Source organism: Clostridium sp. K04 (assembly GCF_019734375.1).
GTDB lineage: Bacteria > Bacillota > Clostridia > Clostridiales > Clostridiaceae > Clostridium > Clostridium saudiense.
In genome coordinates this window covers 1-17,137 of sequence record NZ_JAASHD010000017.1, presented here as the reverse complement: position 1 = coordinate 17,137, position 17,137 = coordinate 1, and the positions used below count along the sequence as shown (strand labels likewise).

General features: G+C 29.0%; 16 protein-coding genes, 1 riboswitch and 1 other annotated feature. Of the genes, 2 read left to right on the top strand and 14 right to left on the bottom strand.

Annotated features, from left to right (window positions below):
• Positions 1 to 31: 31 nt before the first annotated feature.
• The 9 genes from HCG70_RS08605 to HCG70_RS08565 form a co-directional block, all read right to left on the bottom strand.
• A complete protein-coding gene (locus tag HCG70_RS08605) occupies positions 32 to 1,234 on the bottom strand; it encodes a hypothetical protein (protein ID WP_055275377.1) in 1,203 nt (400 codons plus the stop codon).
• A gap of 125 nt (positions 1,235 to 1,359) precedes the next feature.
• Entirely contained in the window at positions 1,360 to 2,202 is an 843-nt protein-coding gene (gene rsmA / locus HCG70_RS08600) for a 16S rRNA (adenine(1518)-N(6)/adenine(1519)-N(6))-dimethyltransferase RsmA (protein ID WP_042400133.1), read from the bottom strand.
• A complete protein-coding gene (gene rnmV, locus HCG70_RS08595; RefSeq protein WP_042400136.1) occupies positions 2,203 to 2,757 on the bottom strand; it encodes a ribonuclease M5 in 555 nt (184 codons plus the stop codon).
• Positions 2,758 to 2,917: 160 nt separating this feature from the next.
• Positions 2,918 to 3,967: a G5 and 3D domain-containing protein gene (locus HCG70_RS08590; RefSeq protein WP_042400140.1), complete on the bottom strand. Its 1,050-nt coding sequence runs from the start codon at positions 3,965 to 3,967 to the stop codon at positions 2,918 to 2,920.
• Positions 3,968 to 4,198: 231 nt separating this feature from the next.
• Complete coding sequence (locus HCG70_RS08585) at positions 4,199 to 4,984, bottom strand: TatD family hydrolase (protein ID WP_042400142.1); 786 nt, start codon at positions 4,982 to 4,984, stop codon at positions 4,199 to 4,201.
• Between the two features lie 106 nt (positions 4,985 to 5,090).
• On the bottom strand, positions 5,091 to 5,894 hold the full coding sequence (locus tag HCG70_RS08580; RefSeq protein ID WP_052330713.1) for a zinc ribbon domain-containing protein: 804 nt from the start codon (positions 5,892 to 5,894) through the stop codon (positions 5,091 to 5,093).
• A gap of 230 nt (positions 5,895 to 6,124) precedes the next feature.
• A complete protein-coding gene (gene metG, locus HCG70_RS08575; RefSeq protein ID WP_055275388.1) occupies positions 6,125 to 7,753 on the bottom strand; it encodes a methionine--tRNA ligase in 1,629 nt (542 codons plus the stop codon).
• A gap of 207 nt (positions 7,754 to 7,960) precedes the next feature.
• Entirely contained in the window at positions 7,961 to 9,904 is a 1,944-nt protein-coding gene (gene metG / locus HCG70_RS08570; RefSeq protein ID WP_042400148.1) for a methionine--tRNA ligase, read from the bottom strand.
• Positions 9,905 to 10,041: 137 nt separating this feature from the next.
• Positions 10,042 to 10,279: a binding site (T-box leader), on the bottom strand.
• 43 nt (positions 10,280 to 10,322) lie between these two features.
• The gene (locus HCG70_RS08565; protein ID WP_042400151.1) at positions 10,323 to 10,658 is read right to left on the bottom strand and encodes a hypothetical protein; all 336 of its coding nucleotides are present in this window, start codon (positions 10,656 to 10,658) and stop codon (positions 10,323 to 10,325) included.
• A 194-nt stretch (positions 10,659 to 10,852) separates the two neighbouring features.
• Here HCG70_RS08565 and HCG70_RS08560 point away from each other — a divergent pair, with 194 nt between their 5' ends.
• Complete coding sequence (locus tag HCG70_RS08560) at positions 10,853 to 11,350, top strand: aromatic acid exporter family protein (protein WP_055275390.1); 498 nt, start codon at positions 10,853 to 10,855, stop codon at positions 11,348 to 11,350.
• 129 nt (positions 11,351 to 11,479) lie between these two features.
• Here HCG70_RS08560 and HCG70_RS08555 read toward each other — a convergent pair whose 3' ends face one another.
• From HCG70_RS08555 to HCG70_RS08535, 5 genes are all read right to left on the bottom strand, one after another.
• The gene (locus HCG70_RS08555; RefSeq protein ID WP_341349577.1) at positions 11,480 to 13,189 is read right to left on the bottom strand and encodes a Na+/H+ antiporter NhaC family protein; all 1,710 of its coding nucleotides are present in this window, start codon (positions 13,187 to 13,189) and stop codon (positions 11,480 to 11,482) included.
• Between the two features lie 124 nt (positions 13,190 to 13,313).
• Positions 13,314 to 13,488, bottom strand: a riboswitch (Lysine riboswitch).
• 81 nt (positions 13,489 to 13,569) lie between these two features.
• Positions 13,570 to 14,826: an aminopeptidase P family protein gene (locus HCG70_RS08550; protein WP_195951407.1), complete on the bottom strand. Its 1,257-nt coding sequence runs from the start codon at positions 14,824 to 14,826 to the stop codon at positions 13,570 to 13,572.
• Between the two features lie 42 nt (positions 14,827 to 14,868).
• Positions 14,869 to 15,309, bottom strand: a complete 441-nt coding sequence (locus tag HCG70_RS08545) for an ACT domain-containing protein (RefSeq protein ID WP_042400159.1) — start codon at positions 15,307 to 15,309, stop codon at positions 14,869 to 14,871.
• A 238-nt stretch (positions 15,310 to 15,547) separates the two neighbouring features.
• On the bottom strand, positions 15,548 to 16,072 hold the full coding sequence (locus tag HCG70_RS08540; RefSeq protein WP_042400163.1) for a spore maturation protein: 525 nt from the start codon (positions 16,070 to 16,072) through the stop codon (positions 15,548 to 15,550).
• Between the two features lie 18 nt (positions 16,073 to 16,090).
• A complete protein-coding gene (locus tag HCG70_RS08535) occupies positions 16,091 to 16,666 on the bottom strand; it encodes a nucleoside recognition domain-containing protein (RefSeq protein WP_042400165.1) in 576 nt (191 codons plus the stop codon).
• Between the two features lie 181 nt (positions 16,667 to 16,847).
• On the opposite strand from HCG70_RS08535, the gene HCG70_RS08530 reads away from it, so the two are divergent.
• Entirely contained in the window at positions 16,848 to 17,033 is a 186-nt protein-coding gene (locus HCG70_RS08530; protein WP_042400166.1) for a hypothetical protein, read from the top strand.
• The last annotated feature ends 104 nt before the right edge of the window (positions 17,034 to 17,137 follow it).

The following is a 17,137-nucleotide window of genomic DNA, read 5'->3' as shown; positions in this document are numbered from 1 at the left end:
TAGATATAATATCTAAGCACTATGTTCTTCATTATTGCATTGGGACAACAACTGTTGAATTTTTGAAATCATAAAACATTAACCAACAGCCCTCACTACGTCCTCCATTAGTATTTACCCAAGTTACAAAACCTGTTCTTCCATCGTAAGGCTGTTCATCCTTATCTTTCTTTCCTGGCACTCCATAAATAATATGTTTTAGGTTTCCTCTTGAATCGCACTTATATCCAAGCATAAAATATCCATATTTTTTAATGTATGGATAATAATTTAACATTGGATAATAAGCTAATGTATACTTATTATAATTAGACATATTACACATTTCATGTAAATCATGAATAGGTATTCTGTACCACTTCGTATACTTTAACTCATCTATGCTATTATAATCTCTTTCAAATCCATCAACTATTGATTCAAAATACTCTCCTATGCTTCCTCTTATCTTTCCATTTATCGGATCAAACTCTTTATTAGCTTCAATTTCTTCTTCATAATCTTCGAACTTACCCCTTAAGTTTTCCCTTGGTGTAATTTCTTCTATTATTTCATTTAAAGCCTCTTGTTTTACTTCGTGTACTTCTTGTACTTCTTGAACTTCTTGTATTTTAATTTCTTCTTTTGATTTTTCTTCTACTTTTTCTCTATCAACCTTTTCTTCAGTAGCTTTTTCTTCTACCTTAGAATCTTTAACTTCATTACTAGTAGATTTACTTTGGTTCTTCTTTAATTCTGGTTTTCTTTGTTCTTTCTTAGAATCCTTATCTGAAACTGATTTTATTACTCTAACATCTTTAGCTTTAACAATAATATAACTCTTCCAATTATCGCTAGGTTGTTGTCCATTTAAAAATCCGCACATCACAAAAATTGGAGTATTATTATTCATTTTAGCTATAGCAGTTCCACAAATCTTATCAAATTCTAAGTTTAACCCAGCAATATTTGATACATTATATTCCTTTGTTGCTTCACCTTTACCACTATCACTCACGTCTAAAGGACCCAAATTTACTATTTGCTTTGTATCCTTTTTACAACAAATAAGTAACATGTAGTATTTATCATCATCCTTTTTAAGATTTTGAGCATAGAAAGAAATTTTACATTTATCTCCTTTTGCTTCTATCTTAGAATATCCAGATAATGTCTTATCATCAGAGTTTGCATATCCTCGTTCGTCCTCCTGCAAAATTACGAAGTTTCTATACAATCTACTATTACTTGCCATTCTCTAGAACCCCCACTTTATATTAATTCCATATATTATATGTTCAACATTATAAAATATGTTATTATTTTTAAGTGGCTTACTTAATGACTTTATAGAATTTATAATTTAAAACAACTCAGTTCTTATAAAATTTCATTAATACAGTTTGCAAGATTAGCAAATTCTTGGATAGATAATGTTTCTCCTCTTCTCTTAGGATTAACTCCAGCTTTTTCAAAAGCTTCTTCAAGCTTTTCCTTTGCTGGTCCAATACTCTTAACGCCATTCCATAAAGTTTTTCTTCTCATATTAAAAGAACTTCTTATTATATCAAAGAACAATTTTTCATTTTCAACTTTAACTTTTGGCTCACTAAGCTTATCTAATCTAATAACTATTGAATCAACCTTTGGTCTAGGTATAAAACAACTTGGTGGTACTTTTCTTACTATACTTGTATTACAGTAATATTGAACAAGTAGAGACAGTGCACCATAATCTTTATTCCCAGGCTCTGCATTCATTCTCTCTGCAACTTCTTTTTGAATCATTATTGTTAATGATTTAAAATTGTACCCATCCTTAAGTAATTTTACTATTATAGGTGTTGTAACATAATAAGGCAAGTTTGCAACTAGCTTTACACTCTTTTCATCACCTATTACTTCATTAAAATCAACCTTTAATGCATCATTATGTATAAGTGTAAAATTAGGATTAGCTCCTAATTCTTGTTCTAATATTGGTATTAAATCATTATCTAATTCTATTGCAACTACTTTTTTAGCTTTCTTTAATAATTGAGCAGTTAATGTACCTACTCCTGGTCCTATTTCTATTACTAAATCTTCTCCATCAACTTCAGCTCCTGAAACTATATCTCTAGGCACCGAATCATCAATTAGAAAGTTTTGACCTAAACTTTTAGAAAACTTAAAATTATATTTTTTAACCAGCTCAGCTGTTTTTACATCTTTTATATCCATTTATTTCTCCTTCTCTAGTTCCGCATCTACATATTTAATAGCTTCTATAAATTCTTCTTTAGTTATTCCATAATTATTTAATCTTGATAACATTTGATTTGCATTTCCATAACCAATTCCCAACTTATTTCCAAGTTTTATTCTTCTAGCTTTTGCATTAGGATCACCATTTAATCTAAAATAAAACATATCTTGAGCATCAAATGTTTCAGCCTTTTCTTCTAATGTTACTTTTGCCCTATTTAAAGCTTCGATAATAACTTCTGGACTAGCATTTTCTACTCCTATATCATCATCCTTAATTCCATCTTCTTGTGCAATATATGCATGCTTTATTCCAGGTACTCTTTTTGCTATTATCTTTCTTATTTTTTCACCAGCAAAATCAGGATCCGTTAATACTATTACGCCTTTTCTTTTTTGTGCTTCTTTAATTCTAGCAATAACTTTAGCATTTATTCCAAAACCACCAGTGGCAATCATTTCTGCATTAACAGCTTTTTTTACAGCTGCGATGTCATCTTTTCCCTCAACTACTATAACCTCTTTAATCAAAAGAATCTCTTCCTTTCCTTTATTATCTCTTATTAATTTATCCTTATATTCATATAATGTCAAACCTTTGTAAATTTATATTTATTATTCTAAATAAATTTTATACTATATTTTTAGAAATATTAAAGGAGGCTAGTCCAATAACTAACCTCCTTTATTATTACCATTCTCCAGGATATGCTAAAATATATACTGGAACGTTATATTTTCTTCCCCATGTTCTACATTCAGATTCTGAATTAAGGAACACATCGATTATTTTTCCTTTAATTAAACCACCTGTATCCGCTGCAATAGCTTTACCATAATTTTCTACGTAAACTAAACTTCCTAATGGAATTACTCTTGGATCAACTGCTATTGTGCTTATTCCACCTGGATTATAACTTGGCACAGTTCCTGTCGCAGTAATAGTATCTCCTGCATATGCAGTAGATTCACAATAAATTAAATCCTTATATTCCATTTCTCCATCTCTGCTAGCAAATACCCTTCTGGTACCTTGTACTATAATTTCATTTACAGGCTCTTTAATAACCTTTGATTGAACTACTTCCCTAGATACTTCCTTGCCATCTTTTTTTATAACCTTATAAGTTATTTCTTTTTGACCAGCTTCACCTGCTTGTCTAACGTCCTCAGTGTTTATATCTAAACTTTCGTCCTCTTCCACTATTGTTTCATAATCAATATCTTCAGTGGCTACTTCATTTGTTACTTCAACCTTAACTAATTGAATCGTGAGATTATCTGATATTTTAGTATCTAACGAAGGTGTTATTTCATCTAATCCTTCATTAAATTCAATTCCTTCAGCATTAAGTTCATCACTTTCAGCTTCAAGCATATCTTTTACAGTATCTTCAGCAGTTTTTATAACAATAGTTTTGCTACCAACTACCATTTCAATTTCTACAGCTCTCTTAATGTTAATAATATCCTTTGATGAAATTTTTTCATCTAAAGCTGGTTGTACTTTGTCCTTAGGAGCAATTTCTATCTCCTTCTCTGCAAGTACGTCTTTAACAGTCCCTTTATATGTTATAAATGTTTCTTCTTTTCCGTCAACGATTATTGTTATGTTTTTTCTCATACATGCAAGTGTTACTATTAATGTAACTAATACAACACCTACAGTACCTGTAATTATTTTTGCCTTAGGACTATTAGTAAAATTGTTTCTTAAGTTTTTCTTCCATTTTTCAACCATCTACATTTAACCTCCTCTGGCAAGAGCGACCATTGAATTATATAAATAATTCATGTTTTTGTCAAATTTCCCACCCTACCCTTAATAAAACCTGTTTTTTTAAGTGTAATAAATACACCTTTAATAATTAATTTGAATAAAAATAAATAATGGCATTTTGCTTTTTGAAGTTTGTAGATACTGTTTATAAATTTTTAGAAAAATTTTACAATTGTTAATATTTATTTTACTTTATTTCTTATTATGAATCAAGCGATAGAAATTGTCATTTACAGCCAAATTAACCTCTTTTGAAGAAATTTCCTTTATCTCGGCTATTTTTTCTATTATATATCGTATATAGTCCGATTTATTCCTTTTTCCTCTATTTGGCACAGGAGCCATATAAGGACAATCAGTTTCAACTAATAATCTATCTAATGGAATTCCTTCAACTACTTCACATATTTTTCTAGCATTTTTAAATGTTACAACACCTGTAATTCCTATATAATATCCTAACTTTACACATTCTTTTGCAAATTCAAGACTTCCAGAAAAACAATGAACTGTACCTATTACCTTTGGAAACTCTTTCATTATCTCTAATGTATCAGCATGAGCATCTCTATCATGAATAACTACTGGTAAATTTAATTCTTCTGCTAATTTCATTTGCTCTCTAAATACTCTTTTTTGTATATCTCTAGGAGGATTTTCTTCCCAATAATAATCTAGCCCTATTTCTCCAATAGCTAAAATCTTTTTATTATTTGTTGCTAATTCAATTATCTCTTTTCTTACATCATCATTATAGTCATTTGCATCACTTGGATGAATTCCTAAAGCTCCATATATAAAATCATAATTTATCGTTAAATCATTAGTAGTTTTTAAGCTTGCTTTAGAACATGCGCAATTCAAAATCCCTACTACTCCTTCTCTTTTAATTTGTTCAAAGACAGCTTCTCTATCTTCATTAAAAGCTTCATCATCATAATGTGAATGTGTGTCAAATATTTCATATTTAAATTCCATACTTAATTCTCCCTTAAAAATATAATTCTATTGTTTATTATACCAAAATAAAGTAAAAAAACTCAGCTAATACTGAGTTTCTTCTTATTCAATAATATTTAATTATCTAAAAATGAAAATAAAAACTTCCTTTAAAATTTATATACTCTATTTCAATCTTAGTAGCATACCCATTATCAGATACAAATACATCATTAAATTTTTTAGAATTTATTGGTTCAGACTCTGATAGTAAATTTCCCTGAGAATCATATAATCTAATTATTACTTCTCCATTTTTTCTCGTTCCAGAATAATCTACAGATCTGATTCCAGCACGTAAATTGTAAGTTCTTATATCTGTATATTCTACTTCATAATCAGAACCAATATATCCCCTTTCATCTGCATCATTACTTGTTACTATCTCATTTTTACTACTACTAAAAACTTCTCCATTAAATGAGTATGTTATAACACCTAGAAAAGAAATTACTATTAACAAAGCTAATATAGTAATAGTAATTACTATAGCAATCATTACCTTTTTATTTGATTTCTTACTAGCTTTTGATTCTTTTATTTCATCTGGAAGTTCTGTTGTACAATGAGGGCAATAATTCCATCCACTTTCAACTTTTTGTCCACAGCTTGGACAAAAGAATCCACATTTCATTCCACAGTATGGGCATGAATTTATATTATGTGGAATTTCCTTTCCACAATTATTACATTTGCTTTTATCACTTCTTGTTACAAGTGCATAAACTATTAATCCAATAGGAAAAGCTATTATTGCCGCAATAGTCCATAACCACCAATATTCTTCTCCCTTTTTTCTAGAATCTATAGCAACCCAAACAGCTTGCCATATAAATGCTGCAAATATTATTAATATAAATAATAATGTCAATATCATAGCTATAATCATCTAAACTCCCCCTTTAAGTAAATTCAACCATAAAACTTTCTCTAATTTATTTTTTATTAAGAATAGTTAATATTTTCTTCAGAAATTTGACACCTAAATGACACAATTAAAGTTTATTATAATAACTGTAAAGTAGTTAAAGCATTATTATTTACCCCTAAAACCATCTTGTAAAGTTGGTTTCCTAGAGTTATTCGTCCCCCAAATGAAATAACTCTAGGTTTTTTTTGTTAATTTTTCTTTTCTTTTAATCTAGCTACTTCTTCACTAACTCTTTTTTTATCAATTTTATTAAAAAGAACTTCACATTCTTTAATTAATCCTTCTTTTTTTTCAGTAAAGCTCCAAATACTTTCATTTAATCCTATTGATACTTTTATTTTTTCACAAGTTCCTGGCATAAATGGATATAATAAATTTGATAAATTAACTATAATTTGAATACAATTATAAGTGACATCTTTACATTTAGCAGAATCACTACTTAATAAATCCCAAACCTTACTATTATCAAAATATTTATTTCCCTTTTTGCATAAATTCATTATGTCATTTAAACTATCTCTAAAATGACCTTCTTCGATTTTATCACCTATATCAAAATATAAATTCAAAATTTCATTTTTTAACTTTTCATCCATCTTTCCATTAGGTACTCTATTAGCATAATTTTTCCTAGAAAATAATAAAACCTTATTAACAAAATTATTTAGTTCTCCTACTAACTCATTATTATGTATATTTATATATTCTCTCCAAGTAAAATCAGTATCTTTATCTTCTGGTGAATTTAATGATAAATAGTATCTGAAACTATCAGCATTATATTTTTTACATATGTAATCTGCCCAAAGAGCCCAATTTTTAACTGCTGAAAAAGGCTTACTTTCAAGTTTTAGATGTTCTCCTGATATTATTCTCAAATTAGGATTTTTTATGCCAAGTCCTGCTAAAATTGCTGGGAATATTACAGTATGAAAAGGTATATTATCTTTTCCGTGAATAAAATAAACTCTTGAATCTTCACCTTCCCAATATTCTTTATAATCCTCGCCTCTTTCTTCAAGACATTTCATACTAGCTGTTAAATATCCCATAACCGCTTCTATCCAAACGAATATTTTTTTATCTTCATAACCTTCTAATGGAACATCAACACCCCAATCAAAATCTCTAGTTACTGCCCTATCTCTTAGTCCTTCATCTAAATATCTTTTTAGTATCTTCTTTGCATTTTCTCTCCATCCATCTTGATTTATATATAATCTTTTAACATCATTCTCGAATTTTGATAAGCTAAAAAATAAATGTTTAGTTTCTTTTAAAACTGGCTCAGAATCACAGAATTTGCATCTTATATCTATTAATTCACTACTTTCAAATTCACCATTACAATTTTCACAACCATCACCAGTTGCTTCTTCTCCGCAAATTGGGCATTTTCCTATAATATATCTATCAGCTAAATATTCATTACATTTTTCACAATAAGTTTGTTCTACATTCTTTTCATATATAAAACCCTTTTTATATAATTCTAATATGAAATACTTAACCTTTTCTTCATGATACTCTGAATGAGTTTTTGCAAAAATATCAAAAGAAAACCCTAATGATTTAAAGCATTTTTTAAACTCTTCATGATATTTTTCTACAGCTTCTAATGGTGTTATTCCTTCTTCTTTTGCCTTCATTGTTACAGGAGTACCATGACAGTCTGTTCCAGAAAGAAAAACAACCTCATCCCCCATCATCCTATGATACCTAGCTAAAATATCTCCCGGTAACAAAACTGCAATTCTTCCCAAATGTAAAGGTCCATTAGCATAAGGCCATGCATTACCTATAATAATATTCATTAAAAAACCCCCTTTTATTTAGTTAATAGTTTTGAGTTATAGTAAAAAGGTCAGCAAAGCTGACCTTTTTTTCATTTCCTAAAATCCGCTTATGCCAACTTTATTCCTTAACTTATCACTTGTCACTCACTACTTTAATGAAACACCTACTCATTAACACTCGTAGGTGTAAGTTCAGTTAACTAAATCAAATATTTAGAACTTCACTTATCTAACAACGCTTCCTGTTGGTAATTCACCTGGATTTACTAACTTTAATACGCTATCATCATCTGTAGCTGCTGCTAATATCATTCCTTGTGATAATTCACCTCTTAAAGTAACAGGTTTTAAATTAGCAACTAAAACTACATATTTACCAACTAATTCTTCTGGTTTATAGTGCATTGCTATTCCTGAAATAACCTGTCTTTCTTCTCCATTTAAATCAACCTTTAATTTTAATAATTTTTTAGCTTTTTTAACTGGTTCACATTCTAAAACTTTAACTACTCTTAAATCTATTTTTTCAAAATCCTCAATAGTTATTTCTTCTTTAATTGGTTGCATTTTATATTCTTCTTTTGGCTTGTTAGCTTCTAATTGAGCTAATCTCATAGCTTCTAATTCTTCTAAAGTCTTAGCTACATCTATTCTTGGGAATAAAGCTTCACCTTTTTTAACTTCAGTTCCTGGTGTTGTTCCATCAAATCCTGATAATGAATCCCAAGTTGTTGTAGTAATATTTAATTGAGCATTAATTTTTTCACTTGTACTTGGTAAGAATGATGATAATAATACAGATGCAAATCTTAAGCTTTCAGCTAAATTATATAAAACTGTACCTAGTCTTTCTTTCTTTTCTTCATCCTTTGCAAGTATCCAAGGAGTTGTTTCATCTATATATTTGTTTGCTCTTCCTATAAGTTCAAATACATTTTCTAATGCTTCTGGAATTCTTAAATTATCAATTGCTTTTGTTACTTTAATTGGAGTTTCTATAGCTAAGCTAATTAATTCATTATCAATCTCTTCTTTAGCTGTTGGTGCTGGAATTACTCCATCAAAATACTTTTCAATCATTGCAACCGTTCTTGATAATAAGTTACCAAGGTCATTACAAAGATCCGAATTAATCTTCTTTATAAATATTTCATTATTAAATAATCCGTCTGCTCCAAATGGAATTTCTCTTAATAAATAATATCTAACTGCGTCAACGCCAAATTTATCAACTAAAACTACTGGATCAACAACATTTCCTTTAGATTTTGACATCTTTCCACCATCTACAAGTAACCATCCATGCCCAAATACTTGCTTTGGTAACTCTTCACCTAAAGCCATTAGCATAATTGGCCAGTAAATAGTATGGAATCTTAAGATATCTTTACCTATTAAATGAACGTCTGCAGGCCAGTACTTCTTATATAATTCATCATTTTCACTTCCATATCCTAAAGCAGATATATAGTTAGATAATGCATCTATCCAAACATAAACTACATGTTTTTCATCAAAAGTAACTGGAACTCCCCAGTTAAAGCTTGTTCTTGATACACAAAGATCTTGTAAACCTGGCTTTAAGAAGTTATTAACCATTTCATTTTTTCTTGATTCTGGTTGAATAAACTCTGGGTGCTCATCAATATATTTCATTAATCTATCAGCATATTTGCTCATTTTAAAGAAATAAGCTTCTTCTTTTGATTTTTCAACTGGTCTTCCACAGTCTGGACAATTTCCATTAACTAATTGTGTTTCTGTCCAGAAAGATTCACATGGAGTACAGTATAATCCTTCATAAGAAGATTTATATATATCACCTTGGTCATATAATTTCTTAAATATTTTTTGAACTGTTTTCTTATGATAATCATCAGTAGTTCTGATAAATTTATCATAGCTTATGTCCATCATACTCCATAACTCTTTAATTCCAGCAACTATTTCATCAACATGCTCTTTAGGAGTTATTCCCTTTTCTTCTGCTATTCTTTGAATTTTTTGACCATGTTCATCTGTTCCTGTTAAGAACATTACGTCATATCCATTTAATCTCTTAAATCTAGCTAAAGCATCCGCTGCTACTGTTGTATAAGTATTACCGATGTGTAACTTAGTAGATGGATAATAAATTGGCGTAGTTATATAATATGGTTTTTTAGTCATATTACTTCCTCCTCTTTTTTGTTAACAATTTATTGCTAAAAGTTATAGCTTAAAATAATAGAATCATTAATTTTAATTACTAACTAAAAACTCTAACTCCTAACTAAAAAATGCCTCTATATAGGCTTTTATACCCATATAGAGGCGTTATATACGCGTTACCACTCTATTTCATATTTATTTCACAATAAATATCTCATTAGGTGACTATCATCACCTTGCAATATAACGGTTGCTCCCGTATTACCCTAACTTTTTCAAGCTCAGATAATCAGCTCCAAGACCATCTTCATAAAGTTCAGTAACACTAGCTCTCACCCATTCTAGCTCTCTTTAGATACATTCCTTAACTACTCTTCTCTTCTATGCATTTATTAATTTTATAATATGCTAAAATGTAAAAACTGTCAAACCTATTCTATTTATTTTTAAACTTCTTTTTTATTATGCCCTCTATTATCATAAAATTTACACATATCACAATAAATAATATGAAAATAATAGTAATTATATTAATATCAAATAATAATCTTGCTATTATTATAATTGTAAATAATAACGTTCCTGTTGTACTAAAAACCTTACTAGCAACCTTATTTCCATACTCCCATTCTAAATTACTATTTTTTGCACTTCCAAATTTATATCCCCTACTCACATCAGGATATTTCGAATATTTATTTTCAAAATACCATCCACATGCCCATAATATTATTGGAACTATTTCTAAAATAACAAGTATAATAAAATCCATTTTATCCCCACTTTACTATATATTCTTAAAAATAATTATAAATCATTTTTTATTATAAAGTATGAATAATATATAAATTTATCTATAAAAATATAATTTTTAACATTTTTTGATTTTAATAAAAAATATAATATTAAATAGTGAAATTTGACTATTTCTTAGATATAATATCTAAAGGGATAGGAGGCTTAATTATGGAAAAATTTCAATTTCCTAAGGTTGGACTTAGAACAATAAAATCAGGTATAGCTGTTTTTCTATGTTTGTTACTTTTGCCTAACGAACCTTTTTTTGCTTGCCTTACTGCAGTAATTTGTTTACAAGATACTGTTTATAACTCAATTCATATGGGTATAAATAGAGGTGCAGGTACTATATTAGGTGCTAGTTTTGGCTTAATATTTTTATTCTTATTTAGATCATTAGAAAATCATATATCTAATACTTACATATCAAAACCACTTATATACTTAATTATTGCTATAGGTATTATCTTAATGATTTATCTATGCAATATTCTAAAAAGGCCAGGTGCTATAAATATAACATGTATTGCATTCCTAGGTGTTACTACAGCTCATGCTTATAGTGATCCCTTATTTTATGCAACTAACAGAATAATAGAAACATTGCTTGGAATAGTAATTTCAATATTAGTTAATAAACTTATAACACCACCACCACATAAATAATTGGAATTTTATAATAAAAAAATTTAAATATAAGTGTATCTACATTATAGATTAAAACTATCAAAAAAGGGTTATGCTTCTGCATAACCCTTCTAATATATAGCCCTCTTTATTTATTTTTCTTATTGCTTAAGCTTCTTCAACCTTCTTACCGAATATTTGTACTCCTACATATAATGCTATTAATGAAATTGGCAATACTATATATATTGGAACTCCAAATCCCGATGGAATATATCCAAATAATATAGTTACTGCTGCAACAAATAGCGAATACCATATTTGTGTCTTAACATGTTCAATATGATTGCATCCAGCTCCCATTGAAGAAAGTATTGTTGTATCTGATATTGGTGAACAGTGATCGCCAAAGATAGCTCCTGTTAATACCGCACTTGTACAAACTACTACAAATGACATATCTGGATTAATTGAATATGCTAATGGAATTGCAAGTGGCATTAATATACTCATTGTTCCATATGCAGTTCCTGTAGAGAATGAAATTACTGCCCCTAAAATAAATATTAAACTTGGTAATAAGAATGCTGGTATTGCCCCTTTTAATACTTCAACTAAATAATATGCAGTTCCAAGTTCTTTAATTACTGATCCTAATGACCAAGCTAATATTAATATAACTCCAGTTATTATTAACCCTTTCATTCCATCAACCCAAACTTCAATAGCTTCACTTAAAGTAAATATTTTCTTACAAACTCCCATTAAAATAGCAACTATTGAAGCAAATAATGCTGATTGGAATAATGCTACAGAAGCATCTGAAGCAGCAAATGCTTCCATTATGCCTTTAAATGAAAATGGTGAATTAATCATAATTTCTTGAGTTGCAGATGGATCTCCACCAATTATTGCACTATATCCACTATAATAAAATGCTACTAATGCAGAAATTATTAATGCTCCTATTGGAATAATTGCATTCCATATACTAAGCTTAACACCTTCTTTTGGCTCTAATTCATCCATTTGAGCTGTTGCTTCAACTGCAACCTCATCTTTAATATTCTTATCTCTGTTTCTTGCCGCAATCTCAGCTTTTCTCATTGGCCCAAATTCTTTTAAAGTTAAAGCCGTTATCACTATAAATGCCAATATCAATATGTTATAGAATCTATAAGGTATTGTTTGAAGAAATACTCCAAAACCACTTGCCTCTACACCTATTGAACTAAATCCTTCACCAATTAAACTTACTTCTAATCCAATCCAAGTAGAAATAATAGCTAGCCCAGCCACTGGTGCTGCTGTAGCATCTATAATAAAAGCCAATCTTTCTCTTGATATCTTCATTTTATCAGCTACTGGTCTCATTATTGGTCCAACTATTAGTGAATTTGCATAATCATCAAAGAAAACACATAAACCTAAAAGCCAAGTTGTCATTTGTGTACTTTTTACCGTCTTAGCCTTTTTAGCTAAAGCCTCTGCTATAGCCTTTGCTCCTCCCATTTTTGCAACTAAATTAATTACTCCCCCAATTGCAAGCACTTGAAGAACTATCCCAGCATTCCACGGATCTGCTAATGAATTCAAAGCTCTATTTACAAAATCTAAGAACGCTTGTATAAATGCCCCAAATACATTATGTCCTGCCAAACTAATTAAAAAGCTTCCTGATAAAATACCTATAAACAATGAAATAACAACATTTTTTGTTATAAAAGCTAATATTATTGCAACTAATGGTGGTAGTAATGTCCATAGCCCAAACTTATTTGCATTCACCGCCGGTTCAACTTCTGCTGCAAATACAACTGACGTTGAAAAAATAAATACTAGCATTGTAAGTAATAATACTTTGTAACTTCTTTTCACTTCTTTTTCCCCCTTATTTTATATAAAAGCGAATAATAAGGGCACCCCAAACTAACAATAAAAAAAGACCTTGAGTTAACACTCAAGGCCTTGTATGTACTAAAAAATTATAAAACTACAAGTCTTAAATGATAGCTCACCACAAAATACTTTGTGACAGTAATACATATATTCTATGTATTCCCAGCTATACAACCCTAAAGCATTAGTTGTACGCTTCGGCGATTGCTCCTTTCTTATTGAATCACAGTGCTTTCCTCATCAATAATACTATTAACTTTCGCGCCTCTACCCTAGTTTATTCACTTTTGTTATTTATAAATTGATTATATAATCAATTTATTGCATTTGCAATACCATTTTATAACTTTTTATACATATTATTTTCCATTTTTACTCATAAAGTTTTCAATCTCTTCCACAGTCTTTATAATATCACTAGATAAATTAATAACGCCATCTTCTGTAACAAGGATATCATCTTCAATTCTAATTCCTATTCCTTCTTCGGCGATATATATTCCTGGTTCAACAGTAAATACAACTCCTGGCTCAAAAATAATATCTCTATGCGGAGTTTCAATATCATGTGTATCCATACCTAAACTATGACCTATACTATGATAGTAGTACTTTCTTACTTCACTTTTATCTTTAATTAATCCAAGCTTTATACATTCTTCTGAAATTAGCTCTGTAGCTTTTTCATTTACATCCTTATATTTCATACCTGGCTTAATTAAGTTGATAATCTCTTCATTTACCCTTAAAACAGCATTATAAACTTCTTTTTGTCTTTCAGTGAATTTACCATTAACAGGGAATGTTCTTGATATATCTGCGTTATAACAATTATATTCAGCCCCTAAATCAAAAAGAATTAAATCATTTTCTTTAAGCTCACAATTATTATCAACATAATGTAATGTTGTAGCATTTTCTCCTGCGGCAGCTATTGTTGTAAAAGCTAGCCCTGTTGCACCTTTAACCTTACAATTAAAATCAAAATATGCTTCTAATTCATATTCCTTCATTCCAACACGAGCTTCAGACATTAATTTTTCAATTCCGCTTTTTGTTATTTCAATAGCTTTTTTTATTTTATCTACTTCTTCTTGTGATTTTTTTAATCTTAATTCACCAATTTTACTATAAACATTATTTATTCTAACTTGTGGATACTTAGTTGTTATTTCATTGGCAAATCTATGTGAAATAGTTCCTTCTCTGTTTGCACTCATTCTTTCTAAATCTAAATAAAGATTTATTTCTTCCTTCATAGTAATCATTCCATGGATGTCTCCGTCAAACTGGCTCTTGAATTTAACTTCATCTACAGCCGCAATCTCTTCAGCTTCTTCTTTACGTATGCTTTTACCTACCCATTTTTCCATCTCTAGATCAATGTCTTTTATATAAAGTTTAGAAGATTTTACTCCATTAATTTTTGTCATAACTAATATATGATCTTCTTCTTTTATTCCTGTTAAATAATAAAAATTTCTATTTGGTGTAAAAGGATAAGTTTGATCTCCTGTCTTCTGAATTGCCTTTCCTGCAAATAAAATCACAATTGAATTATCCTTAATTTTATCTAAAAGATTATCTCTATTAAATTTATAAATATTTTTATTCATAGCCCTATCTCCTTGCAAATAATATTTTGTCATTTAGTTTTATTACTCTGCTGCTAATAACTTAACGCTTCTAACATTAGGTAAAGAATTTAACCTTGCAGCTAATTGACTTATACTTTTCTCCATATGCGAAATATCAATAGTAACAGTTACATTAGCTGATAAGTTTATAGGAATATCTTGGTTTATAGTTAATATGTTTCCCTTATAAAAAGCAATACAATCTAATACTTTAGATAATGTTCCTGACTTATGTGTCATTAAGATTATTAAAGTTACCTTTTTTGACTGCATATCTTGTCCCATTGGAAATACATCATCTTTATATTTATAGTATGTACTTCTACTAATACCTACTAATTTTATAGCCTCACTTATATCCTTTGCATTCCCAAGTTCAATATTCTCTTTTACTTCAATTACCTTTTTAAATATCTCTGGTAATGATCTTTCATTTACAATGTAAAATCTATCTTCCCCCATAATCATTCTCCATTCGATTTATTTTATTAATATTATACAACCAAAATTTTTACAACGCACTATAAATTTTACATTCAAAAAATTATTTACCTTTATATTAATTTACAAATTTCACCTTTTTAAATTTTAATAATGATGAAAATTAAGAATATTACTTAAAAGAATAATATAAATTCTTAATGAAAATCATACTAATTTCTGAAAATAATATCCTTAACTTTTCAGTATTAACTCATAATTAAAGAATAAGTACTTTAACCATTAATATTGCCATTATAATAGCAGACATATCTGCCATTATAGCTGCCCAAACAGTATGACGTGTTTTCTTTATTTTAACTGCTCCAAAATATACAGTTACAGTATAAAATATTGTCTCTGTAGTTCCCATAATTACCGAAGCTACTAAACCTATAGGGGTATCAGCACCATAATTTTTTAAAATATCAGTAAAAACTCCCATAGCTCCACTTCCTGAAAGAGGCTTGATTAATACTAAAGGTACAACCTCCTTTGGTAAATCTATTAGTTTGCAAAGTGGTGCAATTGCATTGTTTAACATGTCTAACAGATTAGCTTCTCTAAATATTTGAACTGCTATTATCATTGCTAAAAGATAAGGAAAAATATTTACACAAACCTTTAATCCATCCTTTGCTCCTTCAACAAACCAATCATAAACCTTTCTACCCTTTATCATTCCATAAGTAATAATAATTAAAACTATTATAGGAATAATACTTTTAGTTATATAGTTAAACATTAATATCACCCCATAATCCTAAAAATATCTTTGCAAAATTTTACAACAAATAACACCAACAATGGCTGCAGTACCAGTTGATATTATTGCTGGAAGTATTATTACTCCAGGATTTGTGGAACCTGCTGCTGCTCTTATAGATAATACTGTTGATGGAACTAATTGAATACATGCCGCATTTAATACCAAAAATAATGCCATATCATTACTAGCTCTCCCTTTTTCATTATTCAACCTGTCCATTTCTTCCATTGCTTTTATTCCAAAAGGTGTAGCTGCGTTTCCAAGCCCCATCATATTAGCAGTTATATTCATAACTATAGCCCCTAAAGCTTTTTCATCCTTTGCTGATTCTTTAAAAATAAGTTTTAATATTGGTTTCATAAGCTTGGCTAGTTTTTCTGTAAATCCACTTTTTTCTGCAACCTTCATTACTCCACACCAAAAGCACATTAATCCTACTAATCCAATTATAAAACTAACTGTAGAATCAATAGATCCTATTATGGCATTAGATATTCCTTCACCATTGCCAGTAAATATTCCAACTATTAAACCCAGAAAAATCATTACAAACCATATATAGTTAATCATTTTTTTCCCCTCTCTTTATTCTTTACTTTACAATATATGCCTTGCATCACATATTTATTAGTGATAGGATAAAGATATTAACATAAGTGAAATTCTATTTTTTGAGTTTTACTTTCACCTTCAAGGGTACTTAGAAGGATTTTCATACAAGTTTTAGTTACCTAATAAAGGAGATACATAAATGAAAGAATCAAATTTAAAACTAGCTCAAAAAGATATCGATGAGGCATTAAAAGCTGTAGAAGAAATGGAAAGCTACATTAATGAGGGAAATGAAGAAAATGCTATATTAAAACAAAAATTCATGACTCTAACAGAAAAAGTTCAAAAATTAGAAAATTTACTTAAAACAGAGGGAATATTATAAAATATTTTACTTAATATCACTTAAATCAAAAAGGAGCTGTATCAGATTGAATTAATAAATTCAGTCTGAATACAACTCCTTTTTAATTGTTCAAAATTTTATAC